Source organism: Cupriavidus sp. GW821-FHT07C08, from assembly GCF_059419025.1.
Genome location: NZ_JBWKQZ010000018.1, coordinates 25,499 through 52,052 on the forward strand (window position 1 = coordinate 25,499; position 26,554 = coordinate 52,052).

26 protein-coding genes are annotated in these 26,554 nt (G+C 66.9%); 10 read left to right on the forward strand and 16 right to left on the reverse strand.

Annotated elements, in window-relative coordinates; translation table 11 throughout:
• Positions 1 to 7: 7 nt before the first annotated feature.
• From AC07UK_RS21740 to AC07UK_RS21765, 6 genes are all read right to left on the reverse strand, one after another.
• Positions 8 to 1,921, reverse strand: a complete 1,914-nt coding sequence (locus AC07UK_RS21740; protein WP_436223861.1) for a TRAP transporter large permease — start codon at positions 1,919 to 1,921, stop codon at positions 8 to 10.
• A complete protein-coding gene (locus AC07UK_RS21745; RefSeq protein WP_494686425.1) occupies positions 1,918 to 2,547 on the reverse strand; it encodes a TRAP transporter small permease subunit in 630 nt (209 codons plus the stop codon). The genes AC07UK_RS21740 and AC07UK_RS21745 overlap by 4 nt, the downstream gene beginning before the upstream one ends.
• 20 nt (positions 2,548 to 2,567) lie before the next feature.
• Positions 2,568 to 3,611, reverse strand: a complete 1,044-nt coding sequence (locus AC07UK_RS21750; protein WP_436225324.1) for a TRAP transporter substrate-binding protein — start codon at positions 3,609 to 3,611, stop codon at positions 2,568 to 2,570.
• 366 nt (positions 3,612 to 3,977) lie between these two features.
• Positions 3,978 to 4,679 (reverse strand): intradiol ring-cleavage dioxygenase, encoded by a 702-nt coding sequence (locus AC07UK_RS21755; RefSeq protein ID WP_436223859.1) that lies wholly within the window; start codon positions 4,677 to 4,679, stop codon positions 3,978 to 3,980.
• Between the two features lie 67 nt (positions 4,680 to 4,746).
• Entirely contained in the window at positions 4,747 to 4,956 is a 210-nt protein-coding gene (locus AC07UK_RS21760) for a hypothetical protein (protein WP_041228569.1), read from the reverse strand.
• Between the two features lie 366 nt (positions 4,957 to 5,322).
• A complete protein-coding gene (locus AC07UK_RS21765) occupies positions 5,323 to 5,790 on the reverse strand; it encodes a nucleoside deaminase (protein WP_436223858.1) in 468 nt (155 codons plus the stop codon).
• Positions 5,791 to 6,054: 264 nt separating this feature from the next.
• On the opposite strand from AC07UK_RS21765, the gene AC07UK_RS21770 reads away from it, so the two are divergent.
• Positions 6,055 to 6,726, forward strand: a complete 672-nt coding sequence (locus tag AC07UK_RS21770; protein ID WP_436223857.1) for an ankyrin repeat domain-containing protein — start codon at positions 6,055 to 6,057, stop codon at positions 6,724 to 6,726.
• Between the two features lie 75 nt (positions 6,727 to 6,801).
• The gene (locus AC07UK_RS21775) at positions 6,802 to 7,332 is read left to right on the forward strand and encodes a MarR family winged helix-turn-helix transcriptional regulator (RefSeq protein WP_436223856.1); all 531 of its coding nucleotides are present in this window, start codon (positions 6,802 to 6,804) and stop codon (positions 7,330 to 7,332) included.
• 39 nt (positions 7,333 to 7,371) lie between these two features.
• On the opposite strand, the gene AC07UK_RS21780 is transcribed toward AC07UK_RS21775, so the two are convergent.
• From AC07UK_RS21780 to AC07UK_RS21825, 10 genes are all read right to left on the reverse strand, one after another.
• Positions 7,372 to 7,887, reverse strand: coding sequence for an aromatic-ring-hydroxylating dioxygenase subunit beta (locus AC07UK_RS21780; RefSeq protein WP_436223855.1), 516 nt, complete (start codon positions 7,885 to 7,887; stop codon positions 7,372 to 7,374).
• A gap of 36 nt (positions 7,888 to 7,923) precedes the next feature.
• Positions 7,924 to 9,213: an aromatic ring-hydroxylating dioxygenase subunit alpha gene (locus AC07UK_RS21785; RefSeq protein WP_436223854.1), complete on the reverse strand. Its 1,290-nt coding sequence runs from the start codon at positions 9,211 to 9,213 to the stop codon at positions 7,924 to 7,926.
• Positions 9,214 to 9,225: 12 nt separating this feature from the next.
• Positions 9,226 to 10,506, reverse strand: a complete 1,281-nt coding sequence (locus AC07UK_RS21790; RefSeq protein WP_436223853.1) for an NAD(P)/FAD-dependent oxidoreductase — start codon at positions 10,504 to 10,506, stop codon at positions 9,226 to 9,228.
• Between the two features lie 11 nt (positions 10,507 to 10,517).
• Positions 10,518 to 10,823 carry a non-heme iron oxygenase ferredoxin subunit gene (locus AC07UK_RS21795; protein WP_013952434.1) on the reverse strand — a complete coding sequence of 102 codons (306 nt, stop codon included), beginning with the start codon at positions 10,821 to 10,823 and terminating at the stop codon, positions 10,518 to 10,520.
• Between the two features lie 82 nt (positions 10,824 to 10,905).
• On the reverse strand, positions 10,906 to 11,952 hold the full coding sequence (locus AC07UK_RS21800) for a branched-chain amino acid ABC transporter permease (protein ID WP_436225323.1): 1,047 nt from the start codon (positions 11,950 to 11,952) through the stop codon (positions 10,906 to 10,908).
• Positions 11,952 to 12,836, reverse strand: coding sequence for a branched-chain amino acid ABC transporter permease (locus AC07UK_RS21805; protein ID WP_436223852.1), 885 nt, complete (start codon positions 12,834 to 12,836; stop codon positions 11,952 to 11,954). The genes AC07UK_RS21800 and AC07UK_RS21805 overlap by 1 nt, the downstream gene beginning before the upstream one ends.
• Before the next feature lie 11 nt (positions 12,837 to 12,847).
• Positions 12,848 to 13,585 (reverse strand): ABC transporter ATP-binding protein, encoded by a 738-nt coding sequence (locus AC07UK_RS21810; RefSeq protein ID WP_436223851.1) that lies wholly within the window; start codon positions 13,583 to 13,585, stop codon positions 12,848 to 12,850.
• Complete coding sequence (locus tag AC07UK_RS21815; protein ID WP_436223850.1) at positions 13,582 to 14,388, reverse strand: ABC transporter ATP-binding protein; 807 nt, start codon at positions 14,386 to 14,388, stop codon at positions 13,582 to 13,584. The genes AC07UK_RS21810 and AC07UK_RS21815 overlap by 4 nt, the downstream gene beginning before the upstream one ends.
• Positions 14,389 to 14,395: 7 nt before the next feature.
• Positions 14,396 to 15,613 carry an ABC transporter substrate-binding protein gene (locus AC07UK_RS21820; protein ID WP_436223849.1) on the reverse strand — a complete coding sequence of 406 codons (1,218 nt, stop codon included), beginning with the start codon at positions 15,611 to 15,613 and terminating at the stop codon, positions 14,396 to 14,398.
• A gap of 170 nt (positions 15,614 to 15,783) precedes the next feature.
• Positions 15,784 to 17,388 (reverse strand): MFS transporter, encoded by a 1,605-nt coding sequence (locus AC07UK_RS21825; RefSeq protein WP_436223848.1) that lies wholly within the window; start codon positions 17,386 to 17,388, stop codon positions 15,784 to 15,786.
• A 438-nt stretch (positions 17,389 to 17,826) separates the two neighbouring features.
• Between AC07UK_RS21825 and AC07UK_RS21830 the strand changes: the two genes are divergently transcribed.
• From AC07UK_RS21830 to AC07UK_RS21865, 8 genes are read left to right on the forward strand one after another with little or no spacing between them, the layout of a single operon-like run.
• Positions 17,827 to 18,789, forward strand: a complete 963-nt coding sequence (locus AC07UK_RS21830) for an amidohydrolase family protein (protein WP_494686426.1) — start codon at positions 17,827 to 17,829, stop codon at positions 18,787 to 18,789.
• A gap of 21 nt (positions 18,790 to 18,810) precedes the next feature.
• The gene (locus AC07UK_RS21835; RefSeq protein WP_436223846.1) at positions 18,811 to 19,563 is read left to right on the forward strand and encodes a maleate cis-trans isomerase family protein; all 753 of its coding nucleotides are present in this window, start codon (positions 18,811 to 18,813) and stop codon (positions 19,561 to 19,563) included.
• A gap of 9 nt (positions 19,564 to 19,572) precedes the next feature.
• Positions 19,573 to 20,400 (forward strand): alpha/beta fold hydrolase, encoded by an 828-nt coding sequence (locus AC07UK_RS21840; RefSeq protein ID WP_436223845.1) that lies wholly within the window; start codon positions 19,573 to 19,575, stop codon positions 20,398 to 20,400.
• 16 nt (positions 20,401 to 20,416) lie between these two features.
• The gene (locus AC07UK_RS21845) at positions 20,417 to 21,472 is read left to right on the forward strand and encodes a 2,5-dihydroxypyridine 5,6-dioxygenase NicX family protein (RefSeq protein ID WP_436223844.1); all 1,056 of its coding nucleotides are present in this window, start codon (positions 20,417 to 20,419) and stop codon (positions 21,470 to 21,472) included.
• Positions 21,473 to 21,474: 2 nt separating this feature from the next.
• Entirely contained in the window at positions 21,475 to 22,101 is a 627-nt protein-coding gene (locus AC07UK_RS21850) for an N-carbamoylsarcosine amidohydrolase (RefSeq protein ID WP_035819447.1), read from the forward strand.
• A 33-nt stretch (positions 22,102 to 22,134) separates the two neighbouring features.
• On the forward strand, positions 22,135 to 24,531 hold the full coding sequence (locus tag AC07UK_RS21855) for a xanthine dehydrogenase family protein molybdopterin-binding subunit (RefSeq protein ID WP_494686427.1): 2,397 nt from the start codon (positions 22,135 to 22,137) through the stop codon (positions 24,529 to 24,531).
• A gap of 3 nt (positions 24,532 to 24,534) precedes the next feature.
• Positions 24,535 to 25,362 carry an FAD binding domain-containing protein gene (locus AC07UK_RS21860; RefSeq protein WP_494686428.1) on the forward strand — a complete coding sequence of 276 codons (828 nt, stop codon included), beginning with the start codon at positions 24,535 to 24,537 and terminating at the stop codon, positions 25,360 to 25,362.
• A gap of 9 nt (positions 25,363 to 25,371) precedes the next feature.
• A complete protein-coding gene (locus tag AC07UK_RS21865; protein ID WP_494686429.1) occupies positions 25,372 to 26,541 on the forward strand; it encodes a xanthine dehydrogenase family Fe-S subunit in 1,170 nt (389 codons plus the stop codon).
• Positions 26,542 to 26,554: the final 13 nt, after the last annotated feature.

Consider the following 26,554-nt stretch of genomic DNA (forward strand, 5'->3'; position numbering starts at 1 on the left):
GCCGCGCTCAGCGGTACAGCACCGTGGGCAGCCAGAGGCCGATGCCGGGGAAGACGTAGAGCAGCACCAGCGCAATCAGCTGGATGCCCATGAACGGCAGCATGCCCAGGAAGATCTGGTTCAGCGTGACATGGGGCGGCGCGACGCCCTTCAGGTAGAACGCGGCCATTGCCACCGGCGGCGACAGGAAGGCGGTCTGCAGGTTCAGCGCCACCAGCAGCCCGAAGAACAGCGGGTCAATGCCGAAGTTGTCCAGCAACGGGATAAAGATCGGCATGAAGATGATGATGATCTCGGTCCATTCCAGCGGCCAGCCGAGCAGGAAGATGATCACCTGGGCCAGGATCATGAACTGCACCGGCGACAGGTCCAGCGACAGCACCCATTGCTCGACCAGCGCCTGTCCGCCCAGCAGCGCGAACGCGGCAGAGAAGATCGACGAACCCACGAACAGCCAGCACACCATGGCGCTGGTCTTGGCCGTCAGCAGCACCGATTCCTTGACCACGCGGAAGTTCAGCTGCCGGTACGCGGCCGCCAGCAGCGCGCCGCCGAGCGAGCCCACCGCCGCGGCCTCGGTCGGCGTGGCCAGTCCGAACACGATCGAGCCCAGCACCGCTAGGATCAGCAGCGCCAGCGGGAAGAACGATGCCAGCAGCATCTTGAAGATTTCCAGCCGCGCGAAGCTGAAGCGCCAGTAGAAGTACACCAGCACCGCCGCCACGGCCGCCAGTGTGATCCAGAACCAGCGCGGTGCAGATACCGCGGCCGCCGCCGGCGCTGGCTGCGCCCCGGCTGGAGCTGCGGTCGTGGGTGCAGGGGTGGCAGCGGCGGAGGCGGCCGGTGCGGCGGGCGCAGCGGATTCTTCCACCGGTGGCGCCTGCAGGTCGTCGAGTGCCGCGCTGCTTTCCTCGGTGCCGCCCAGCGACAGCGGTGCTTCCACGGCGACGCTGGCGGCGGGCGCGGTGACCGCGCCGTATAGCGTTCCCATCACCAGCACCACGGCGAGCGCTGGCAGCAGCACGATGCCCAGCTGGCGCGCGAACACTGCCGTCGGCAGGTCGGCATTGCGCGGGCCCTTGAGCGCGCGCATCAGGCCGGCACCGAGCGCAGGCAAGGCATGGGTGGCGCCGCCGGCTTCCAGCGTGCGCGCCACCGGTGGCAACGGCACCACCCGCTCGGCTTCCGGCAGCGGCGGCGCCAGCGCAGGCTTGAGCTTGGCCACGATCAGGATGTAGACGATATAGAGGCCGGTCAGCATCAGGCCCGGGAAGAACGCGCCCGCATAGAGCTGCACCACCGACACGCCCGCGGTGGCGCCGTAGACGATCAGCAGCACCGACGGCGGGATCAGGATGCCCAGGCATCCGCCCGCGGTGACCGCGCCGGCCGACAGCGACGTGCTGTAGCCCGCGCGCAGCATGGCGGGGAAGGCCAGCAGCCCCATCAGCGTGACCACGGCGCCGACGATGCCGGTGGCGGTCGCGAAGATCGCGCAGGTCACCAGCGTGGCGACCGCGAGCGAGCCGGGAATCCACGCCAGCGCAAGGTGCAGGCTGCGGAAGAGCTTCTCGATCAGGTTGGAGCGCTCGACCAGGTAGCCCATGAACACAAACAGCGGGATCGAGATCAGCACGTCGTTGGTCATGACGGCATAGGCTCGCTGCACCATCAGGTCCAGCGTCTGCTGCACCGCGATCGAGGGGTCGGCGTGGCGGTAGGCCAGCCAGGAGAACAGCACGCCCATGCCCATCAGCGTGAACGCGGTGGGGAAGCCCAGCATGATCGCCACCACGATCAGCGCCAGCATCAGCAGGCCGAGGTGCCCGTTGGTCCAGTCCGCCGGCGCGGGCATGAACCAGACCACGGCGCCGACGATCAGCACCATCAGGGAAGCGCCGAACCACAGTTCCTTCCTCAACGGCCGGCTCCGGGCTGGTCGTCGCGCGGCGGCGGTGACTCGGCCTGCGCAACGGTAGGGGTGCCTTGCACCATCTCCTTGAGCTGCTCGACATCGACTTCCTCGACATCGCCTTCGCGCGGCGGCCAGCTGCCGTTTGCCAGGCACAGGATGCAGCGGATGGTCTCGGCCACGCCCTGCAGCAAAAGCAGCGCGCCGGCCACGGGAATCACCGCCTTGAACGGATAGATCGGGGGGCCGTCGGCGGCGATGGAAGAGTGTTCGTTCTGTGCCAGCGAGACCTCGAAGAAATCGATGCCGGCCCAGGCCAGCGCGATCACCCCGGGGAAGAAGAAGCCCAGGTAGAGCACCAGGTCGATGGACGCCTGCATCCGCGGCGACAGGAAGCCGTAGAGGATGTCGCCGCGCACGTGGCCGCGCTTGGCCAGGGTATAGGCGCCGGCCAGCATGAACAGCGTGCCGTACAGCATATTGCTGGCATCGAACACCCAGGCGTGCGGCGTGCCCAGGGCATAGCGCGAGAACACCTCGTAACTGATCATCAGCGTGAGCCCGATGATCAGCCACGAGGCGGCCTGGCCAATGAAGGTGCTGAGCCAGTCGATGCCCAGCAGCAGGCGTTGCACGGCGTGCGTCCCGGCGCGGCTCAGCTGCGCTTGGAGAAGTAGTAGCTGGATGCCAGCCGGTAGTCGACGTTGGTGTCGTTCTGCCAGCGGGTGGAGCGCTCAGCGAAGGCCTTCATCGAATCATTGACCTTCTTGAACATCGGGTTTTCTTTTTCCTTGCGCGCCACGATCTCGTCCCATACCTTCAGCTGCGCCTGCAGCACCGAGTTGGGAGTGGCGTAGAACTTCACACCTTGCTTCTGCAGCGCCTGGTAGTCCTTGGAATAGCGGTCGATCGCCTTCATCGACATATCCGCGGATGCCGCCTCGACCGCGTTGGCGATCAGCGCCTTGAGCTTGGCCGGCAGCGCGTCATAGCGCTTGCGGTTGAACAGGATCTCGAACTGCTCCGAGGGCTGGTGGAAGCTGCGCAGCATGCAGACCTTGGACACGTCCTGGAAGCCCAGCGCGCGGTCCGAGCTGGCGTTGTTGAACTCCGCCGCATCGAGCAGACCGCGGTCCAGCGCCGGCACGATCTCCGCGCCCGGCAGCGCATTCACCGCGGCGCCCAGACCGGTGAAGATGTCGATCGACAACCCCACCGTGCGGAACTTCAGCCCCTTGAAGTCTTCCGGCTTGGTGATGGGCTTCTTGAACCAGCCCAGCGGCTGGGTCGGCATCGGGCCATACAGGAACGACACCACGTCCAGGTTCAGGCTGCGGTAGATCTCCTGCTGCAACTCCTTGCCGCCGCCGTACTTGTGCCAGGCCAGCAGCATGTTCGGGTCCATGCCCCAGGCCGGGCCCGAGCCCCACAGCGCCAGCGCCGAGTTCTTGCCGTACCAGTACGCGATCACGCCATGGCCGCCGTCCAGCGTGCCCTTGCTGACCGCGTCGATCAGGTCGAAGGCCTTGACCACCGCGCCCGCGGGCAGCAGCTCGATCTTCAGATCGCCGCCCGACATATTGTTCACCTTGGTGACGAAGTCGCCGGCGAACTCATGGAAGATATCCTTGGTGGGCCAGGTGCTCTGCCAGCGCATCGTGACCGGGCCTTGCGCCTTGACGATGGCCGGGAAGCCCATTGCCGCGGCGCCCGCGGCCGCACCGGCGGCCCCGCCAAGGAAGCCGCGCCGGGAAACGCCTGGCCTGGTTTCCGCTTCAGATTTTGCCGCGCCTGCTTTCCTTGTCCTGGATGCCATGACTGCCTCCATTTGCTGAGTGTGTGACTACCCACGAGCGCCGGCCATGGGGGCCGAGACAACTCGCCACTGACGCGAACATCGGAAAAGTCGGGAAATCTGGAGCATGCCGGGCCAGTGGCCGCGCGGCAGGGGCGGGCGTGCAGGTGGCCCGTGATTCCCTTCATGGTAGGAAAGGGACGGGGAACCACAATCTAGGGATTACCCGCGCAGTGTGGGCCCGAGCACTTTTTGGCGGAGTCTGGCGGCTCAGGTGCGGGCGATGCCGACCGTGAACTCGGCCTCCAGCAGCCCCGCTGCATCGGCGGCCTGGCGCACGCGCATCTGGTTCGGGTGGGATCCCGCGATCGGGTCCTGCGCGGTGGCGCGCGACGGCACACCGCGCGCGCGGTAGGCCGGGTGGCTGCCCAGCACCTCGCGGTTCAGGCTATCGCTGAAGTACAGCTGGCTGGTCAGTGCTTCCGACTGCCCGAGCAGCACCTTGAAATGGATATGGATGGCGCGCGGCGCGTACCAGCCGGGATAGATCGTCATGAACGTGGCCACGCCGTCCTGGCTGGTGGGCTGGACGCCGCGCAGGAAGCGCGCCTGGCGGTTGCCGCGGCCTTCGCCGCTGTAGCTGCCGTCAGCATCGCAATGCCAGATGCTGACCAGCGCCCCCGGCACCGGCGTGCAGCCGCGCCCGGCATCCACCACCCGGATGCGCAGGCGTAAGGGTTGTCCGGGCCGGTCGTCGCGGATGTCGGCGCGTACCTGGGCGTCGTCAAGATAGAAGGGGCCTTCGGTGGCGGCAGGCGTCAGCAGGCAGGCGGCGGGGGTGGCTGCTGCCGCTGCCGCGCCGGGCGCGATGCCGGCCGCGGCAAGCAGGCCGCCCAGCTCATGCAGGAAACGGCGGCGCGCCGCGTCAGTGTCTGCCGTGCCGTCGGCGCCAACTGCTGGGCGCTCCGTCATCGTGGGCTCCGTGGTGTTCCGGGTGCGCCTTGCGGCGCGTGGTGCTGCCGGGCTGGCTTTGGGGGCGTCAGCGTCTCATCGCCTTGAGCATCGAGTAGCCGTGGCTGGTGATGCGCGGCTCCTGCCGGCTGCCGTGCAGGATGTCAAGTTGTACGAGTTGCTTTTCGACCAGTGCCTTCAGGTCGATGGGATCGATCTGGCGGGAATCGCTGGAATCGAGGGAATCCGGACCATCGCTCAACAATAGCAGTGTGGCAAGTTCATGCGGGCTCAGCACGTTCGTCTCCTTGGCTAGAGGGGGGCGTTTGCTGGGAGTCTGCGCGGCGCAGCGGCGCCGGCGCGGGAAGAGGTCAAAAAGTCCTGGAGACGATGCAGCACATGCCGCGTGCATGTGCTGCGCCGCGGTGGAATGCTGCGGCGCCGCATCCTGTCTCCGGCGACTAATTTGTTTGACGAGGCCGGCAGCATGCGGTTCCGTGCAACGGCTCACCGTTACATGTGACCGGGCGTAGCACCGCCGGCATCGTGATTCACTATTAACCTGTCACGATGACAATGTGATGGCCATGCCGATGCTGTGCAATCGGGGCGGCAGCCTCCCGCCCTTTGCACCGGCTGCACCGCTTGCGCCGCATGGTGGCGTCTATTGGCCCTGCTGCTCGCGCCACGCTTCGTACAGATCGATGCCCTCGTCGCGCGCCGGTACGTAGGCCAGCGTCATCTCCCGTTGCTCCAGCGGCCGGGCCAGCTCGATATAGCCGCGCTCCGCGGACAGGTCGTAGGGTTCGCCGTCTTCATTGGAGTAGGCGTAGTAGACCGCCTTCACGCCGGCCAGGTACATCGCCGACAGGCACATCGGACAGGGGTAGCCGCTGGCGTACACCGTGCAGCCGCTCAGGTCCGGCTTGCCCAGCGCCCGGCTGGCGGCGCGCACCGCCTGCATTTCGGCGTGCGCGCTCGGGTCGCAGTTGGCCTCCACCTCGTTTACCGCGCGGGCCAGCACCTTGCCGTCCCTGACGACCACGGCGCCAAAGGGCCAGGTATTGCGTTCGCGCACGTTCTCCATGGCGAGGCGGATGGAATCAACCAGATAGGCTTCTGTCGTGGACACGCGTTGTCTCCAGTGAGGCCTGGCCCGTGCAGGCGGACGATGGTTCGGGCCTCGGGAATATAGGCCAGCGCGCGCCGGCATGGTGGCGTGGGTTGTTATAGGGCGTATTTGGGCCGTGCGCGTGCAGTACCGGCTATTGGCGATGGCACTGGCGCGCATTCGAATCCATCACTTCGCGTGGCGTGGCCGGCATGACAGAATGCATCGGACCCATCGATACCCCCATACCCCTTGCACCTGACGCATCCGCACGGAGGAAAGAACATGCTGGCGGCGCGCCTGTCCATCTGCCTTGCCCTGGTCATTGCCATGCTGACACCCACCTTAGCCGCCGCCGGCGGCCCGTCCGAGCAACAGCTGCGCGAGGCCGCGGCCAGCGGCAACGCCGCGCAGGTCACCGCATTGCTTGGCCAGGGCGCCAGCATCGATGACCGCGATGCGCAGGGACGCACGGCGCTGCTGCTGGCCACGCACCACAACCGCGTGCAGGCGGCCAGGGTCCTGATCGATGCCGGTGCCGACGTGAATGCGAAAGATGCCATCCACGACAGCCCCTACCTGTACGCCGGCGCGCGCGGCTACAACGAGATCCTGCGCCTGACGCTGGCCCATGGCGCGGACCTGCGCAGCACCAACCGCTACGGCGGCACCGCGCTGATTCCCGCCGCCGAGCGCGGCCATGTCGAGACCGTGCGCACGCTGATCGCTGCCGGCGTGGCGGTGAACCACGTCAACAAGCTCAAGTGGACGGCCTTGCTCGAGGCCATCATCCTCGGCAACGGCGGGCAGGCCCATACCGAGATCGTGCGCCTGCTGGTCAAGGCGGGCGCCGACGTGAACCTGGCCGACGGCGACGGCGTCACGCCGCTGCAGCATGCGCGCCAGCGCGGCTATACGCAGATCGAGCAGATTCTCACCGCCGCCGGCGCACGCTGAACCTTGCGCCGCAAGGCGGCTCGCGCTCGTCCGCCTCATATATACTGTCAGTGTGCATACAAAATGGTGAGAGCGATGTCTGCGAGAGCGAAACGCAACGCAACGAGCGGCAGTCATGAGGCGGCGGATGCCGTGCCGGAAGCCGATCCGGCAAAGGAGTTGCTCTGGGCACGTCCGGGGTTCCTGGTGCGGCGCTTGCACCAGATCCACGTCGCGATGTTCTTCGAGGAGTGCAAGTCGCCGAATATCACGCCCGTGCAATATGCCATCCTGACGGTGCTGTCGGTGCTGCCGGGATTGGACCAGACCTCGCTCGGGCAGGAGGTCGGCCTGGACCGGACCACGACCGCCGACGTCGTGCGCCGGCTCGAAGAGCGCGGGCTGGTAGAGCGCCGCGACAACCCCGCCGACCGGCGCACCCGCCATGTCTACCTGACGCGGGAAGGCAAGAGCGTGGTCACGGCGCTGCGCGCCGACATGGCACGTGCGCAGGAGCGCATGCTGGCGCCGCTGAAGCCAGCTCAGCGCGAAGTGTTCATGGACCTGCTGGCGACGCTGGTGGAAGCCAACAACCAGTACAGCCGCACCGTGCTGCGCAGCATGTAAGCCCGGCGGCGGGCGCAAGTCCCGCCGCGCCCACGCGCGCTAGACCGGGTAGACCAGGTCGTTGGCGATGATGGTGGTGTCGTAGACGACCTGCCGCTCGCGCAGCAGCAGCCTGCCACCCTGGCGGCGGAAGCGGTCGTAGTAGGTCCCCGCCAGGTGGATCGTGGTGGGGCCCTCCACCAGCGTCTGCAGCAGCATGTAGTTGGCCTGTGCCAGGATATCGCCGTCCGCGGTTTCCTCGCTGACGCGCGTGTTGGTCACCAGGTGCAGGTTGTAGCGCGGCGCGAACATCTGGGTATTGGCAATCGCAGCGGCGCGGTCGCGCATCATGCCCACCCCTTCGGCGTAGACCAGCCCCACCGGCAGGTTGCGCTCGGCATTCTCGCGCGCGGTGATCCGGTAGAGCGCGTCCTCGGTGAAGAAGCGGGGCCATTGCTCGACCAGGTCGGCGTCGAGCACCGCGCAGTATTCCGCGTGGAAGGCCTCGATCTCCAGTCGCAGTTCAATGGCGCGCGCGGTGCCGAGGGCGCTCTCGCGATAGAGGGAATAGTTCATCGGTTTCATGTTCTGGGGAATCCCGTTAGCCGCCGTTCAGAATCCCATCACGCCGCGGTAGTACTGGTACATCGCACGGATGGCGGATTCGGAGATCAGGGAGTTGGAGGTGCCGACCTGGTCCGGATCCAGCTTGAGCACATTGAGGTCGCTGCTGGAGCGGCGCACGCCTTCCTGCACGAACTTCATCGCCTCGTTGTCCTCCAGCCCCAGGAAGCCTGCGGGGCCCATCAGGTTGCCCTGGCGCAGGCGGTGTTGCGTCATCTCCTCGGTATCGTCCTCGTAGCCGAACATGGTCCACAGCATCAGCATGCTGTCCGGCCCGTTGGGCACGATCTGGCGCACGCCGAGGGTGTTCATTTCGCGCTGCACGATCAGGTTCGGCCAGATCGTCTGCATCGTCACCGACCACGGCGAATCGAACTCTTTCACATACTCCAGGAAGCGTTCGTCTTCCAGGCGCATGCTCTCATGGTATGAGCGCATCTCCTTCTTGTTCTCGTCGCTGACGGCCGCGTACTTGTCCTCCTTTTTCGCCGACGCCATGGTGCCGTGCCGCCCGTGCACCGGATCGGCGATCATGGCGCTTTCATTGCCCGCCACCAGCAGCCCGAACACCACCAGGAAGGAGTGCAGCAGCGTGGCGTGGTACGGGTCCTTGAGGTTCTCGTGGTACATCTTCCAGTTGCACGGGAGTTCGTTCTTGTAGTACCCGAGCACCTTGAGCGGCTTGCCGTTGAAGACAATGTCGAAGTCCTTGAGGATCTCCGGCGTCAGATAGTCTTCCAGGCTTTCCATGTCCGCCGCGTAGGAGGCGAAGACCACGCCGTTGCGCGTGGCCACGTTCAGCTTGACCAGGCCGTGGTCCTCGTTGCGGAAGTCCCTGGGCATGCCGCCCGCACGATTGACGCCGCGCTTGAACGGAACGCCCTGCAGGTTGCCCTTGAGATCGTAGGACCACTGGTGATAGGGGCAGACGAATTCCTTCGCATTGCCCTGGCTGTGGCGGCAGAATTCGGCGCCGCGGTGCGCGCAGCGATTTTCGAAGACGTTGACCGAGCCGTCTTCGGCGCGCGACACCACCACCGGCGTCGCGCCGACATAGGAGCGCTTGTAGTCGCCGGTGTTGGGGATTTCCGCTTCGAGCGCGACATAGTTCCAGGAGCGTCCGCGAAAGATCTTCTGCAGCTCCAGGTCATGCACCTCCTTGCTGGTGTAGACCCAGTCCGGGATGTAGTGCAGGCTGTCTTCGGGCCAACGGCAGTCGGCCAGGCCGGCGTCTTTCTTGCCCAGCGTGTGCTGGATCACCGCTTGTGTCTGGTACATGTGGGAGTCCTTTCAGAGTGTAGTGGGGCTGGCCGCTGGCGCAGGGAGGTCGCGCACCAGCTGTCGCAGCGGGACGGCGTCGTCGCACAGCCGCGGCAGCAGGTCTTCGACGGCATGGCCGAAGAGCGCGCGCACCGGCCGCAAGTCGCCGCCGGCATTGATGGCAATGGCGTGGCTGAGCCGGCCGTGCCGGGTGCCGAGCAGCATGAACCTGGGGCAGGGCGCGTCGCTGGCGGCGATGCCGCGCCAGGCATAGCGGGTATCGGGAGTGGCCGCGCCGAGCATCTGCACGTTGCAGCCGAACTGGTCGGTCCAGAACCACGGCATCGCCGCGGGTTCGGCCTGCACGCCCAGCATGGCCGCGGCGGCGATGCGCGCCTGCTCGTTGGCGTTTTGCCAGGATTCCAGCCGCATGTGGGCGCCGAACAGGGGCTGGTACTGGCTGCAGCAGTCGCCCGCGGCATAGATGCCGGCCGCGCTGGTGCGGCCCTGCTGGTCGACCTGGATGCCGCCGTTGGCGGGGTCCAGCGCCAGGCCGGCGGCGGCGCCAAGCGCCACCTCGGGCGTCAGCCCGATTGCGACCACCACCAGCGGCGCCTGCAACGCCGCGCCATCCGCCAGCCGGACCTGCACGCCATCGGCCTGTGGCACCAGGGCCGCGATGCCGCAGCCGAGCCGCAGCTCGACGCCTTGCGCTAGCACGCGCTGCGCCAGCCAGCTGCCAAGCTCAGGCGGCAGCGCGCGGCCGAGCAGCCGGTCGGCGCTTTCGATCAGCGTGACCCGGAGGCCAATGCCGGCCGCGGTCGAAGCCGTTTCCAGGCCAAGGAAACCGCCGCCGATCACGATCACCTCGCGCGCGCGCTGCATGGCATCGCGCAGGCGGGCGGCGTCGTCGAGTGTGCGCAGGTAGTGCACATGGGGCGTGCCCGGCGGCAGCGCGGGCAGGGCGCGGGCATTGCCGCCGGTGGCGAGCAGGCAGGCGACGTAGCGAATGGCCTCGCCATCGGCGCAGTGCGCCACGCTGTGCGCGGGGTCCAGCGCGGTGACCGTGGTGCCAAGCCGCAGCTCGATCTCCTGCCCGGCATAGAAGCCGGCGGGGTGCACGCCGATCTTGCCGTCCTGCGCGGCGTCGGCGAGCACGGACTTGGACAGCGGCGGGCGTTCGTACGGTGCATGGCGCTCGCCGCCGGCCATGACGATGCGGCCGCGATGGCCGAGCCTGCGCAGTTCGGCAGCGGCCATCGCGCCAGCCTGGCCGGCGCCGACAATCAGGATGGGCGTGTCTTGTGACATGCTCGGCTCCTTCAAAGCTCGACCCACACCCGGCTGTCTTCGAACTTGACCGGGTAGGTGCGGATGTCGCTGGTGGCAGGCGCGCACATCGCCTTGCCGGAGCGGATGTCGAAGCGGGCCTGGTGCAGCGGGCACTCGATGCAGCCGTCTTCCAGGTAGCCGTCGGACAGCAGCGCGTACTGGTGCGTGCAGACGTTGTCGGTGACGAAGTACTGGTCGTCGCTGCGATAGACGGCGAGCTGGCGGTCCCCCAGCGTGAGCGGCATGACCTCGTCGTTCTGCAGGCCGTGCGCGGCGTCGATTTCAATCCATGCCATGGCGATCTCCGTGAATTGGATTTGTCAGTATGCTGAATATATAAGATCAGTGTACTGATGTTTTTTGCTCGCAGTATTCTGGTTAACCCTGGCCGGGGTTGGCCGCGCCGGACCTGGCTGGCCCCAACGCGGGCGCGCCGGCCTGCAGCGATGGGCGGGCTTGCCAGCGAGCCAGGATCTCGCCCATGATGCCGCGGCGGAACGTCAGCACGCACACCACGAAGATCAGCCCCGTCACCATGCTGACCGATTCGCCCAGCGCTTCGAACCAGCCGATGCCGGTCATGGCCGCGAGCGCGTTGCCGGCGTCGCCCAGCTTGTTTTCCAGCGCCACGATCACCAGCGCGCCGACCAGCGGGCCCGACAACGTGCCCATGCCCCCAACCAGCGTCATCAGGATGACCGTGCCCGACATCATCCAGTGCACGTCGGTGAGCGTGGCAAAGCCCAGCACCAGGGTCTTGAGCGCGCCCGCCAGCCCGGCCAGCGCCGACGACAGCACGAACGCCAGCAGCTTGAAGCGGTCCGCGTCATAGCCCAGCGAGATGGCACGCGGCTCGTTCTCCTTGATCGCGCGGAGGATCTGCCCGAACGGCGAGTTGACGATGCGCATGATGCCGAGGAAGGCCGCCGCGGTGATCACCAGCACGACGTAGTACATGGTGTGGTCCGACGCCAGCGGCAGCACGCCGAACAGGTCGCCCCGCGGTACCGCCTGGAGGCCGTCTTCGCCACCGGTCGCGGGCGTCTGCAGGCAGAAGAAGTAGAACATCTGCGCCAGCGCCAGCGTGATCATGGCGAAGTAGATGCCCTGCCTGCGAATCGCCAGTGCGCCAAACACCAGGCCGAGCAGGGCCCCGAACGCGGTGCCGGCCAGCAGGCCCAGCTCCGGCGTCAGCTGCAGGGACTTCATCGCATAGCCGCAGGCATAGGCGGCGCCGCCGAAGAAGGCCGCATGGCCGAACGACACCAGCCCGGTGTAGCCCAGCAGCAGGTTAAAGGCGCAGGCAAAGAGCGCGAAGCACAGCAGCTTCATCACCAGCACCGGATAGGCGCCCAGCCAGGGCGCGAGCAGCAGGACCGCCAGCAGCAGTCCGTAGGCGAAGGTTGCACGCTTTCCGCTTGCCATCATTTTTCCTTTCCAAAGAGCCCGGCGGGGCGCACCAGCAGCACGCACACCATGGCGACGAAGACCACCGTCGCGGAGGCTTCGGGGTAGTAGACCTTGGTGATGCCCTCGAAGACACCCAGCCCAAGTCCGGTGAAGATCGAGCCCAGGATCGAACCCATGCCGCCGATCACCACCACGGCGAAGACCGTGATGATCAGGTTCTGGCCCATCAGCGGCGAGACCTGCATCACCGGCGCGGCCAGCACGCCCGCCAGCGCGGCCAGGCCCACGCCGAAAGCGTAGGTCAGCGTCACCAGCAGCGGCACGTTGACGCCGAAGGCCTCGACCATGCGCGGATTCTCGGTGCCGGCGCGCAGGTAGGCGCCCAGCCGGGTCTTCTCGATCATGAACCAGGTGGCAAAGCACACTGCCAGCGACGCCAGCACCACCCATGCGCGGTAGTTGGGCAGCACCATGAAGCCCAGGTGGCTCACGCCGGACAAGGCTTCCGGCGTGGGGTAGGGCAGGCCGGAGACGCCGTAGACCGAGCGCAGCGCACCTTCGATCAGCAGGCAGATGCCCAGCGTCAGCAGCAGCCCGTACAGGTGGTCGAAGCGGTAGAGGTGGCGCAGCATGGTGTGCTCAAGCACCACGCCGAGCGCGCCGGCCACCACCGGCGCCAGCACCAGCATCAGCCAGTAGTTGAGCCCGAGGTAGTTCAGGCCCATCCAGGCCAGCACCGCGCCGAGCATGAACAGCGCGCCGTGCGCAAAGTTGATCACGTTGAGCAGGCCGAAGATCACGGCCAGCCCCAGGCTCAGGATCGCGTAGAACGAGCCGTTGACCAGCCCCAGCAGCAACTGGCTCAGCAGCATGGGCAGGGGCACTCCAAACAATTCCATGAAAAATCTCCTTAAACGCCCAGCAAGGCGCTGAGCGTGGGCATCTTGCGTTCGAGCTCATCGGCGCCGAAGGCCTCGACGATGCGGCCGTGCTCCATCACGAAGAAGCGGTCCGCCAGCGGCGCGGCAAAGCGGAAGTTCTGCTCCACCATGACGATGGTGTATCCGCGGCTGCGCAGCATGGCGATCATCTTCGCCAGCTTTTGCACGATCACGGGCGCCAGGCCTTCCGAGATCTCGTCGAGCAGCAGCACGCTGGCACCGGTGCGCAGGATGCGTGCCACCGCCAGCATCTGCTGCTCGCCGCCCGACATGCGCGTGCCCTGGCTCTTGCGCCGCTCATGCAGGTTGGGGAACATCTCGTAGATCTCGCCCAGCGTCATCGGCTCGCGCAGTCCGACTGCGTCCGGGGTGCAGGCGAATTGCGGCGGCAGCAGCAGGTTCTCCTCGCAGGACAGGCTGGCGAAGATGGCGCGTTCTTCCGGGCAGTAGCCCAGGCCCAGCGGCGCGATGCGGTGCGTCTTCATGCCGATGGTTTCCTGGCCGTGCACGCGCACCGAACCCTTGCGCATGCCGACCAGGCCCATGATGGCGCGCAGCGTGGTGGTGCGTCCGGCGCCGTTGCGGCCGAGCAGCGTCACCACCTCGCCCGGGTTGACGGTCAGGTCCACGCCGTGAAGGATGTGCGACTCGCCGTACCAGGCGTGCAGGCCGCGCAGTTCGAGGGCAGGGGACGTCGTCCTGGTCATGATGCCTCCGCGCTCAGCGCCGCCGCGGCTGCGTGGCGGTCTTCGGGTTCGTCGGTGGTTCCCATATAGGCTTCCCTTACCTGCGGATTGCGTGAGATCTCGTCATAGGTCCCTTCTGCCAGCACCGCGCCGCGCTGCAGCACGGTGATGCGGTCCACGATGGACGACACCACGCTCATGTTGTGCTCCACCATCAGCACCGTCCGCCCTGCCGAAACGCGCTTGATCAGGGCGGTGACGGTCTCCACGTCTTCATGGCCCATGCCTTGCGTGGGTTCGTCCAGCAGCATCAGTTCCGGATCGGTCGCCAGCGTGGTGGCAAGCTCCAGCGCGCGCTTGCGCCCGTAGGCCAGCTCCGCCGTGCCCAGGTCCGCGAAGCCTGCCAGGCCGACCGCATCCAGCAGTTCCATGGCGCGGCCGTCCAGCCGCGACAGGGAGCGCTTGCCGCGCCAGAAATGCCAGGAGGTCCCGAGCCGGCGCTGCAGCGCGATGCGCACGTTCTCCAGTACCGTCAGTTGCGGAAATACCGCCGAGATCTGGAACGACCGGATCACCCCCATGCGGGCGATCTGGGCCGGGCGCAGCGCGGTGATGTCCGTGCCGTTGAAATGGATCGAGCCGGACGAGGGGGCATGGAACTTCGTCAGCAGGTTGAAGCAGGTGGTCTTGCCGGCGCCGTTGGGGCCGATCAGCGCATGGATCGAGCCCCGCCGCACGGACAGGCTGACATCGCTGACTGCGGTAAAGCCCTTGAACGCCTTGCTCAGTCCCTGCGTCTGCAGGATTACATCGGTGTCAGGCATGGCGCGCTCACTTCTTCACCAGGGGGCAGTCGCTGGCCGACAGCGGCCGGAAGGCTTCGTCGCCGGGGATCGTGCCGATGTACCTGACCAGGTCCCACGGGCCCTTGGACTCGGCCGGGGTCTTGGCCTGGGCCAGGTACATGTCATGCACCATGCGGCCGTCGACACGCACCTTGCCGTTGCGCACGAAGGCATCGTTGACGGGCAGCGCGCGCATCTTCTCCGCCACGGCCGGGCCTTCCACCGTCTTCGCGGCTTCCACCGCCTTCAGGTAATGCATCACGCCGGAATAGACGCCGATCTGGCCATGTGTGGGATAGGCCTTGTGGCGCTTGTAGTAGCGCTCGACGAAGTCCTTCGACTTGCCATCCAGGTCGAGCTTGAACGGGTCGACATAGGTCAGCCCCTGCGCAGCGTTCAGGCCCAGGCTCTTGATATCGGTGATGAAGGTGGAGGGCGTGATCACGGTCTGGCCGGCCTTGATCAGGCCGAACTCGCCGGCTGCCTTGACCCCGTTGATCATGTCGTTGCCCGCGTTGGCCAGCACCACCACCTTGGCCTTGGAAGCCGAGGCGGCCACCACCGGGCTGCTGAAATCGCTGGCGTTGAGCGGATGCCGGGTGGCGCCCACGTTCTTGCCGCCGCCGGCGTCCACGGCCTTGCGGAAATCTGCCTCCAGCGACTGGCCGAAGGCGTAGTCCACGGTGATGTAGTACCAGCTGTTGCGGCCCTGCTCGATCATGCGCCGCACCAGCGGGTAAGACACCGAATACGTGTCCCAGGACCAGTGAAAGCCGGTTGGCGAGCAGTTCTGGTTGGTCAGCGCCATGGCGCCGCCGGTCGAGACGATGTCGATCTTCTGCTTTTGCCGCGCCACTTCCTGCACGGCCAGCGCCGTCGACGAGTTGGGGAAGTCGATCACCATGTCGACGCCATCGGTATCGAACCAGCGGCGCGCCAGCGACGAGGCGATATCCGCCTTGTTCTGGTGATCGGCGGAAAGCACCGTCACCGGCTTGCCGAGTGCCTTGCCGCCGAACTCTTCCACGGCCATCTGCGCGGCAAGCACGGAGCCCTTGCCGGAGAGGTCGGCATAGGAGCCGGACATGTCGGTGATGACGCCGATCTTCACGCCATTGGCGTCGGCCAGTGCGGGCGTGGCGGCGGCCAGGCCCAGCAGGGCGGAGGACGCAGCGAGGGTGCGGAGGATGCGAGAGGTGGACATCAGGGGCTCCAGGTTGTCTACGCGAAAAATTGGAATGGTTGCGATGACTGCGTCGGCAGACCGCGGCGCCATCGCTGCGCGCGGTAGCACGGGTAAATTCAGTATGCTGAATAGTTGGCTGGGAAAAAGGGCGGATCTCTCCGCCCTTCAGCCGCGCGCGGTTGCGCGGTTCAGGTGGCCAGGTCGCGGCCGCGCGTCTCCGGCACGAACAGCATGCCGATGACGAAGGCCAGGCCGGCGATGATCACCGGGTACCACAGGCCGAAGTAGACGTCGCCGCTGGCCACGTTCATGGCCGTGACCACGAAGGACAGCATGCCGCCGACCCAGCCCGCGCCGAGGTGGAAGGGCAGCGACAGCGAGGTGTAGCGCACCCGGGCCGGGAACAGTTCCACCATGAAGGCCGCCATCGGCCCGTACACCATGGCCAGGAACAGGATCGGGACCAGCAGCAGCACGAATACCATCGGCGTGTTGATCTTCGCGGGGTCGGCGCGCTCGGGCCAGCCGGCCGCCACCAGCGCGCCCTTGATGGCGTCGCGGTCAAAGCCCTGCAGCGTGCGATCCGCGATGCGCACTTCCGCCTGCGCCGGATTGGTGGCCGGCACGAAGGTGTAGCCCACGCCCAGGTCAGTCAGGTAGCCGCGGATCTTGTCGCAGGCGGACACCGGCTCGCCGAACAGGCGCGCCTTGCAGTCGCCGGCCGTCACCTGCACGGCGCCTTGCTGCTGGAACTGCTCGAGCGCCGGATTGGCATAGTGCGTCAGGCCCTTGAACACCGGCTGGATGCACACTGCCGCCAGCAGGCAGGCGGCCATCATGATGTACTTGCGGCCGATGCGGTCGGACAGCCAGCCGAACAGCAGGTAGCAGGGCGTGGCCACCACCAGCGCGATCCCGATCAGCTTGTGGACCGTTTCGAGCGGCACGTGCAGCGTCTTGTTGAGGAAGAACATCGAGTAGAAGTGGCCGGTGCCGAAGATGGCGCCCAGGCCCGCCGCCACCACGAACAGCAGCAGCACCGACCTGAGGTTCTTCCAGTTGGTGAAACTCTCGCGGATCGGCGCCCTGGAGGTGGTGTTGGCGGCCTTCATCCGGGCAAAGACCGGCGATTCATGCAGCTTGCCGCGGATGTAGACCGAGATCACCAGCATCACCAGCGACACGATGAAGGGAATGCGCCAGCCCCAATCACGGAATTCGGCCTCGGTCAGGAAGGTCTTGAGCAGGTAGACGACCAGCAACGAGGACAGCAGGCCCAGCGTTGCCGTGGTCTGCAGCGAACTGGTATACAGCCCGCGCTTGTGCACGGGGGAGTGCTCGGCCACGTAGGTAACCGCGCCGCCGACCTCGCCGCCCAGCGCCAGGCCTTGCAGCAGCCGCAGCAACACCAGCAGCACGGTGGCGGTGATGCCGATCTGCTCATACGTGGGCAGCACGCCGACGCCGACGGTGGCAACACCCATCAGCAGGATGGTGACCAGGAAGGTGTACTTGCGCCCGATCAGGTCGCCCAGGCGGCCGAACAGCAGCGCGCCCACCGGCCGTATCAGGAAGCCCGCGCCGAAGGTGGCCAGGCTGGCCAGGAAGGCGGCAGTCTCATTGCCCTTGGGGAAGAACAGTGCGCCGAAGTACACCGCCAGCGCGGCGTAGATGTAGAAGTCGTACCACTCCATCAGGGCGCCGAAGGAAGAGGCAAGGATGACCTTGCGCTCCTCGGCAGTCATGCCGGAAGCGGGGGCGCTCGTCTCACTGCGAGTCAGGCTGAACGTCATGGCGGGGGTCCTTTGGTCTAGCTATTGTCTCTATATGTCTGCTCGTCCCGGCGGTGCCGGCGCCGCTGGCCAGGGCCTGTCGGTCCCTCGCGCAGTGCAGCGCCGCATCCTTCCGGTGCATCAGTCAGTATGCTGATGAGAAACGCAGTAAGCTGAGCAAAATGTGGCCAGTCCACAATGTGCCGGAATGCCCGAAATCGCCTATTTAAATGGTCTTTTAATATCGTCAGCATACTGAGCATCTGGGCTCAGTGTACTGAGGGTATATGGCCATCGTTATAGGTGTTAACCCTCCGCGCCGCTTCTAGACTTTTGGAATTTCGCTGACTAGAATCCGAAACTAATCAGTGTACTGATCAATTGCATCGGCGCACGCCGCATGCCATGCAGGACGCGCCCGCAGCGAAGCGATTTCACCAATCAGGAGCCCCCACCAGCATGACCAAAGTGAAGAAGATCGCCCTCGAAGAGCATTTCATGACGCCGGGATTCCAGGCCTATTCCAAGGCGTTCACGCAGCATATCGATCCGGCGGTGTTTGCCGAACTGGGCCGCCGCCTCGCCGATTTCGACGAGGACCGCCTCGCCGAGATGGACCGTGCCGGCATCGACATCACAGTGCTGTCGCAGACCGGCCCGGGCGTGCAGGGCGAGCCCGACGCCGGCCTTGCCGTGGCGCGGGCGCGCGAAAGCAATGACTTCCTGGCCGCGCAGATCGCGCGCCATCCCACGCGCTTTGCCGGCTTTGCCGCGCTGCCCATGCACGACCCGGAACAGGCCGCGCGCGAGCTGGAACGCGCGGTGCGCGAGCTTGGCTTCAAGGGCTCGCTGGTGAACGGCCATACCCACGGGCGCTACTACGACGACCCTGCATACGATGCTTTCTGGGAACGCATGCAGGCGCTGGACGTGCCCATGTACCTGCACCCGACCGACGCGCTGGTTCAGCCGCAGGTCCTGGCGGGCCACCCCGAGCTGACCGGCGCGGCGTGGGGCTGGGGCGTCGAGACCGCATCGCATGCGCTGCGGCTGCTGTTCGGCGGCGTGTTCGACCGCTTCCCGCGCCTGAAGCTCATCCTCGGCCATATGGGCGAGGGCCTGCCGTACCAGCGCTGGCGCTTCGACAGCCGCTTTGCGGTCTATTCGCACGGCGTCCGGCTGGCGCGCGCGCCTTCGGAATACATCGGCACCAATATCGTCATCACCACTTCGGGGGTGTGCTCGCACGGTGCGCTGGCCGGTGCCATTGCCGAGCTCGGCGCGGAGGCCGTGATGTTCTCGGTCGACTATCCCTACGAATCCACTGAAGTCGCGGCGAAGTTCATCGAAGACGCGCCGCTCGACGACACCACGCGCGCGCTGGTCTGCCACGGCAACGCGCAACGCCTGCTCAAGCTGTAACCGTACAACCCGAGGACCCTCATGCAAAAAGTCTTTCGCATCGGCCAGATCGTTCCCAGCTCGAACACGACCATGGAAACCGAGATTCCCGCGATGCTGCTGGCGCGCCAGCAGATCCGTCCGGAGCGCTTTACCTTCCACTCCAGCCGCATGCGCATGAAGAAGGTGGTCAAGGAAGAGCTGGCCGCCATGGATGCCGAATCCGACCGCTGCGCGGTGGAGCTCAGCGACGCCCGCGTCGACGTGCTCGGCTACGCCTGCCTGGTTGCCATCATGGCCATGGGCCACGGCTATCACCGCAAGTCGGAGCAGCGCCTGAAGGCCCACACCATCGAGAATGGCGGCGACGCGCCGGTCATCACCAGCGCCGGTGCGCTGGTGGATGCGCTGCGCGTGATCGGCGCGCGCCGCATCGCGGTGGTGGCGCCATACATGAAGCCGCTGACCGAGCTGGTGGTGGACTACATCCGCAACGAAGGCTATGAGGTGGTGGACTACCGTGCGCTGGAGATCCCGGACAACCTGGAGGTCGGCCGCCACGATCCGGCGCGGCTGCCGGGCATCGTGTCGCAAATGAACCTGGCGGATGTCGATGCGATCGTGCTGTCGGCCTGCGTGCAGATGCCGTCGCTGCCGGCCGTGGCAAAGGTGGAGGCGATGACGGGCAAGCCGGTCATCACCGCCGCTATCGCCACCACCTACGCCATGCTCAAGGCGCTGGACCTGGATCCGGTCGTGCCGGGCGCCGGCGCGCTGCTGTCGGGCGCCTACTGAGGGCATGCCATGACGACCTTCCTTTATGGCGGCCATGTCCATGCCAACGGCATCCGCCAGCACTACCTGCGCTATGGCGGCAACGACGGTGCGCGTGCCGCGCGCGATCCCGTGATCATCGTGCCAGGCATCACCAGCCCGGCAGTCACCTGGGGCTTCGTCGGCGAGCGCTTTGGCGCCAGCTTCGATACCTATGTGCTGGACGTGCGCGGGCGTGGCCTGTCGTCGGCCGAGGCCGGGCTGGACTACAGCCTCGACGCCCAGGCCCGCGATATGGTGGCCTTTGCCGAGGCGATCTGCCTGCGCCGCTACAGCGTGGTTGGCCATTCGATGGGTGCGCGCATCGGCGTGCGCGCCGCGGCGGGCAGGCCTGACGGCCTTGCCAGGCTGGTGTTGGTGGATCCACCGGTGTCGGGACCCGGGCGCCGCGCATATCCCGCGCAACTGCCGTGGTATGTGGACTCCATCCGCCTGTCGCGCCAGGGCACCGACGTGGAAGGCATGCGCCGCTTCTGCCCGACCTGGACCGACGAGCAGCTGCGCCTGCGCGCCGAATGGCTGCATACCTGCAACGAAGACGCTGTGGTGCGCAGCTTCGAGGATTTCCATCGCGACGACATCCATGCCGACATGCCCAGGATCACGGTGGCGACGCTGCTGATGACCGCCGGGCGTGGCGACGTGGTGCGCGCTGAAGACGTGGCGGAGATCCGCACGTTGCTGCCGGGAGTGCTGGTCAGCCACGTTGCCGGTGCCGGCCACATGGTCCCGTGGGATGACGAAGCGGGCTTTTACGCGGCGCTGGGGGATTTCCTCGGCGCGCCGCTGACGCAATGACAAGCAAGGAGGCGACATGCCGGTAAGTGACCACCAGATGATCGAGGCCTGGCGCAAGGTGCTGAAGCTGTCCCGGCTGGAGCCGGGACAGACCGTCACCATCCTGACCAGCGCCGCGACCCACCCGCAGACGCTCTCCACCGCGCTGATCGCCACGCAGGCGATGGGTGCCATCGTCAACCGGCTCGACCTGCCGCCCGTCAACGGCGAAAAGGCGCTGAGCCGCGACGCGCTGGCCTACCTGGGCACGACCCCGCTCACGGGCAACCGTGCCGCGATTGCCGCGCTCAGGGAAAGCGACCTGGTGCTGGACCTGATGACGCTGCTGTTCTCCCCCGAGCAGCACGACATCCTGAAGGGCGGCACCAAAATCCTGCTGGCCGTCGAGCCGCCCGAGGTGCTGGCGCGCCTGGTGCCTTGCGAGGCCGACCGCGAGCGCGTCAAGGCCGCCTCCGAGCGGCTGGCCCGCGCCAAGGAAATGCATGTGGTGTCGCCGGCCGGCACCGACCTGCGCTGCCCGCTGGGCGAGTTCCCGGCCATCAGCGAGTACGGCTTTGTCGACGAGCCCGGGCGCTGGGACCACTGGCCCAGCGGTTTCGCGCTGACCTGGCCCAACGAAGGCGCTGCCAACGGCACCATCGTGCTGGAGCGCGGCGACATCCTGCTGCCGCAGAAGACCTACGTCACCGAGCCGGTCACGCTGACGGTGGAGGGCGGCTTTGCCACGCGCATCGAAGGCGGCTTGCACGCCGACCTGCTGAGCGAGTACATGGCCTCCTTCAATGACCCGCAGGCCTATGCCATCTCGCATATCGGCTGGGGGCTGCAGCCGCGCGCGCACTGGTCCACGCTGGGGCTGTACGATCGCGAGGCAACCATCGGCATGGACGCGCGCGCGTTCGAGGGCAACTTCCTGTTCTCGCTCGGCCCCAATAACGAAGCCGGCGGCAGCCGCACCACGGCCTGCCATATCGACATTCCCGTGCGCAACTGCACCGTCCGCCTGGACGGCGTGGATGTGGTGAACCGCGGCAAGGTCACGGACGGGTTCCGCTACCCGGAGGAGAAGTAGCCATGCACAAGGAGATCGGCGCGTACCAGCGCCAGGGCTTTGGCAACGACCTGGAACTGGCGGGCCCGTTCGGGCTGCTGGTGGTCGATTTCGTCAACGGCTTTGCCGATCCGGAGGTGTTCGGCGGCGGCAATATCCGCGAGGCCATCGCCAATACCGTGCCGCTGCTGGCCGTGGCACGGCGCGAAGGCTGGGCGATTGCGCACAGCCGCATCGTCTTTGCGGACGATGGTTCGGACCACAACATCTTCTCCATGAAGGTGCCGAACATGCTGTCGCTGAAGGAGCGCGAGCGCAACAGCGCCATCGTCGAAGAACTGGCGCCGCGGGCGGGCGAGCTGGTGGTGCGCAAGACCGTGCCGTCGGCATTCTTCGGCACGTCGCTGGCCGCGTGGCTGACGCAACGCGGCGTGCGCACGCTGGTGGTGGCCGGCGCGGTGACCAGCGGCTGTGTGCGCGCCAGCGTGGTGGACGCCATGCAGTATGGCTTCCGGCCGCTGGTGCTGTCGGATTGCGTGGGCGACCGGGCGCTTGGACCGCACCAAGCCAACCTGTTCGACATGGAACAGAAATATGCGACGGTCACCACGCGCGCGGAAGGGCTGGCGGCCATCGGGGTGCGCGAATGAGCGCTTGCATGAATCATCGGGACGGATAAAACAATGACATCGTCGATGGAACCGGATCATTCGGAAGGAGGGCGCGGCCAGGGCGTGGGAGCCCGGGTGGCGCGCAAGGAAGACGCCAGGCACTTGTATGGCAAAGGGCGTTTCGTCGCGGACATTGCCATGCCGGACTTGCAGGAGGTGGCATTCCTGCGCAGCCCTGTTGCACATGCCAAGCTGTTGTCCGTGACCAAGCCAGCGCGACACGAGCAAGCGGTGATCGTGCGCGATGACATGGCGGCGGCGCGGGACATCGTCGCGGATTCGGCGTTCCCGTCCTACCAGCCGTCGGCGCAGGCGCCGCTGGCCAGCGGCAAGGTGCGTTTTGTCGGCGAGCCTGTTGCCATGGCCTTTGCCCCGACGCGCGCCGAAGCCGAGGACATCGCCGAGCAGGTGGTGGTCGAGTTCGACGAGCTGCCCGCGCTGACCGACGTGGCGCAGGCCCGCCAGCTCGCCGGCGAGGTGCGCGTGCACGAACACTGGCGCGACAACACCTTCCTGACGCTGAATATCGACAAGAACTTCGAGGCGCGCCAGCGCGAGGCCTCCGTCGTCGTCCACCGCAAGGTCAACCTGGCGCGCCAGTGCATGGTGCCGATGGAGGGCAAGGCGGTGCTGGCCTACTGGGACCACCAGTTTGACCAGCTGGTGGTGTACAGCGCCACCCAGGTGCCGCATATGATCCGGACCATCCTGAGCCACTGCCTGGACCTGGATCAGGCGCGCGTGCGCGTGATCTCGCCGGACGTGGGCGGCGCCTTCGGCTACAAATGCGTGCTGCAGCAGGAAGAGCTCTGTATTGCCTGGCTGGCGCTGACCTACAAGCGGCCGTTCCGCTTTATCGAGGACCGGCGCGAGCACCTGACCGCCGGCGCCAACTCGCGTGAGCATCACTACGAGCTTAGCGCCTATGCCGACAAACGCGGCCGCCTGCTGGCGCTGGACGCGAAGATCGCCATCGACGGTGGTGCCTATTCGGTCTGGCCATTCACCATCGGGCTGGAGCCGGGGCAGGCGATCGGCAACCTGCCCGGCCCTTATGCCTTCGACGGATACCGCTGCGAGACTACCTGCGTGGCCACCAACAAGCCGGGCTTCGTGCCGTATCGCGGCGTGGCCCGGACCGGCGTCTGCTTCGCCATGGAACTGATGATCGACGCGATCGCGCGCGAGGTGGGGCGCGAGCCGTGGGAAGTGCGCTGCGAAAACCTGGTGCCGCCGCAGGCCATGCCTTACGTCAACGTGACCAACAAGCACTTCGACGGCGGCGACTACCCGGCCAGCGTGCGCCAGGCGATGGAGATGATCGACCTGCCCGCGATCCGCGCGCGGCAGCAGGCGGGTCCGCAGGGCAGCCGCTATGTCGGCGTGGGCTTTGGCACCTACACCGAGCAGTCGGCGCATGGCACTTCGGTATTCGCTGCCTGGGGCACGCCGGTGATCCCCGGCTTCGACTCGGCCACGGTGCGCATCACGCCGGACGGCGGGCTCGAAGTGCGTGTCGGCGTGCATTCGCATGGCCAGGGCATGGAGACCACGTTCGCGCAGATTGCCCACGAGATCCTGGGCATCGATATCGGACGGATCAAGCTGGTGCACGGCGATACCGGGCTCACGCCGTTCTCCACCGGCACCTATGCCTCGCGCTCGCTGGTGATGTCGGGCGGCGCGGTGTCGCGGGCATGCAAGGCGCTGCTGCCGCGGCTGCGGAAGATTGGCGCGCATATGCTGCGGCAGCCGGTGGAGGCGGTGACGTTTGCAGCCGGCGCGGTTCGTGCGGGCGATGCCAACGTCATCGACATCGGCCGCATTGCCGACGCCTGGTACATCAATCCCCACCTGCTGCCGCACGACGTGGATGCGCAAGGGCTGGAGGTCACCATGGGCTTCAAGCCCGCGGTCGATACCGGCAGCTTCACCTACGCCACGCACGCGGTCGCGGTGGAAGTCGACATCGATTCCGGCCATGTCGAGATGCTGGACTACGTGGTGGTGGAAGACTGCGGCACCATGATCAATCCGATGGTGGTCGAGGGCCAGACCTACGGTGGTGTGGCGCAGGGTATCGGCACAGCGATGTTCGAAGAGATGCGCTATGACGGCAACGGGCAGCCGCTGGCCTCCACGCTGGCGGACTACATGCTGCCCGGGCCGACCGAGATTCCGTCGATCCGCATCCATCATTTCGAGACGCCGTCGCCGCACACGGAATTCGGCGCCAAGGGGATGGGCGAGGGCGGCGCCATCGCACCTCCGGCGGCGATCTTCAACGCGGTGAACGACGCCTTGCGCGACTTCGGCGTCGAACTGCAGGAAACGCCGCTGACCCCGAGAAAGATCCTTGAGGCGCTGGATGCGGCAGTAGCCGGCGCACAAAGCAAGAAGGCAGCCTGACCGATGAAAGCCGTCGCTTTTTCCTATCATGCGCCCGGCTCGCTGCCGGAGGCGCTGGCCCGCCTCGGCGCGGGCACCGATGTGGCCAAGACCATGGGCGGAGGCCAGTCGCTCGGCCCGATGCTGAACCTGCGGCTGACCCGTCCCGACACGGTGATCGATGTGTCGGGGCTGGCCGAACTGCGGCAAGTCGCATCCACCCCCGACGGCATCCGCATCGGCGCCTGCGTGACCCATGCGCAGATCGAGGACGGCGTGTTCGCGCCGCTGCGCGGCACCATGCTGCAGGCCGTGGCGGGCGGCATTGCCTACCGCGCGATCCGCAACCGCGGCACGGTGGGCGGCAGCCTGGCCCATGCGGACCCGGCCGCGGACTGGGTCGTGGTGATGACCGCGCTGGGTGCGCGCATCGAGATTGCATCAGGCACCGGCACGCGCGAGGTGCCCATGGAAGCCTTCATGATCGGCGCCTACACCACGGTGCTGGCCGACGGCGAGCTGATCGCCGCCGTGCGCGTGCCGCATGCCACCGCGCACAGCCGCTGGGGCTACCAGAAGCTGTGCCGCAAGACCGGCGAGTTTGCCGAAGCCAGCTGCGCTGCGTACTTCGATGCCAGCCGCCGCTTTGCACGCATCGTGCTCGGCGCGCTGGACGGGCCGCCGGTGGTGCTGCCCGGACTCACGCGCGCGGTCGCCGCGCAAGGCGCCGCAGCGCTCACCGCCAGTGCCGTGGACGAAGCGGTGGCGCAGGCCGCGCCAGGCAAGGACGCCATCGACCGCAAGCTTTACCGTACCGTCGTGATGCGCTGCGTCACGCAAATGCTGAACTGAGGAGCGCCCGTGCAGACCATCGAATTCAACGTCAACGGCAGCCGGGTTTCCGGCGCGTGCGCGGACCGGACGCACCTGGGCGACTTCCTGCGCGACACGCACCGGCTGACCGGCACCCACCTCGGCTGCGAGCACGGCGTGTGCGGCGCCTGCACCGTGCTGCTCGACGACAAGCCGGTGCGGTCGTGCATCACCTTCGCGGCTGCCTGCCAGGGCGCTGACATCGTCACCGTCGAAGGCTACCAGGACGATGCCGTGATGGCCGACCTGCGCGCGGCGTTCAACCAGCATCATGCCCTGCAATGCGGCTTCTGCACGCCGGGTATGCTGGCGACCGCACGCGACATCGTGCTGCGCCTGCCTGACGCCGACGACGCCACCATTCGCCATGAGCTGTCAGGCAACCTGTGCCGCTGCACCGGCTATATGGGGATCGTCGCCGCCATCCGCTCGATACTGGACGCACGCCGCGACGCAGCCGGCGTGATTGCGCGGCACGTCGCGGGCGCGGCGCCGGCCGAAGCGCCGTTCACCGGTTTTGCCGTTGCTGACGAAGCGCTCGGCACGCTGCCGCACCTGGCCGCCGGCACCGGCGCCGAGGCGGAACGGTCAGCCGACCGCAAAGGCTGGTCGCGCATCGAAGGCAGCTTCACCGTCCCTTACGCGCTCGACGCGGTATGGGCCTTCATGGCTGACCTGCCGGCCGTGGCGGGCTGCCTGCCGGGCGCGGTGCTCACTGAAATGGCGGGGGAGAAGGTCAAGGGCCATATCGCCATCAAGTTCGGTCCCATGTCCGCCAGGTTCGAAGGCGCCGCGCGCCTGCAGCGCGACGATGCGCACAAGCGCGGCGTACTGAAGGGCGCGGGGCAGGACTCGCTCAGCAACTCCAAGGCCGCGGGCGATATCGCCTACGAGCTGAAGGCGCTCTCCGCACACGAGACCGAAGTCGCGGTCGACCTGCAGTATTCGCTGCAAGGGCCGCTGGCGCAGTTCTCGCGGTCGGGGCTGGTGCGGGATTTCGTGAGGCGCATGATTGCCGATTTCGGCAAGTCGGTGGCGCGCCGGATGGACCCGACACTGAGCGATGCCGAACGCAACCAGGCGGTACGCCTCAATCCCGTGGCGATGTTCTTCGGCGTGCTGTGGGAGCGGGTCAAACGGTGGTTCGGCGCCCGCTGAACCCGCCCGCCGG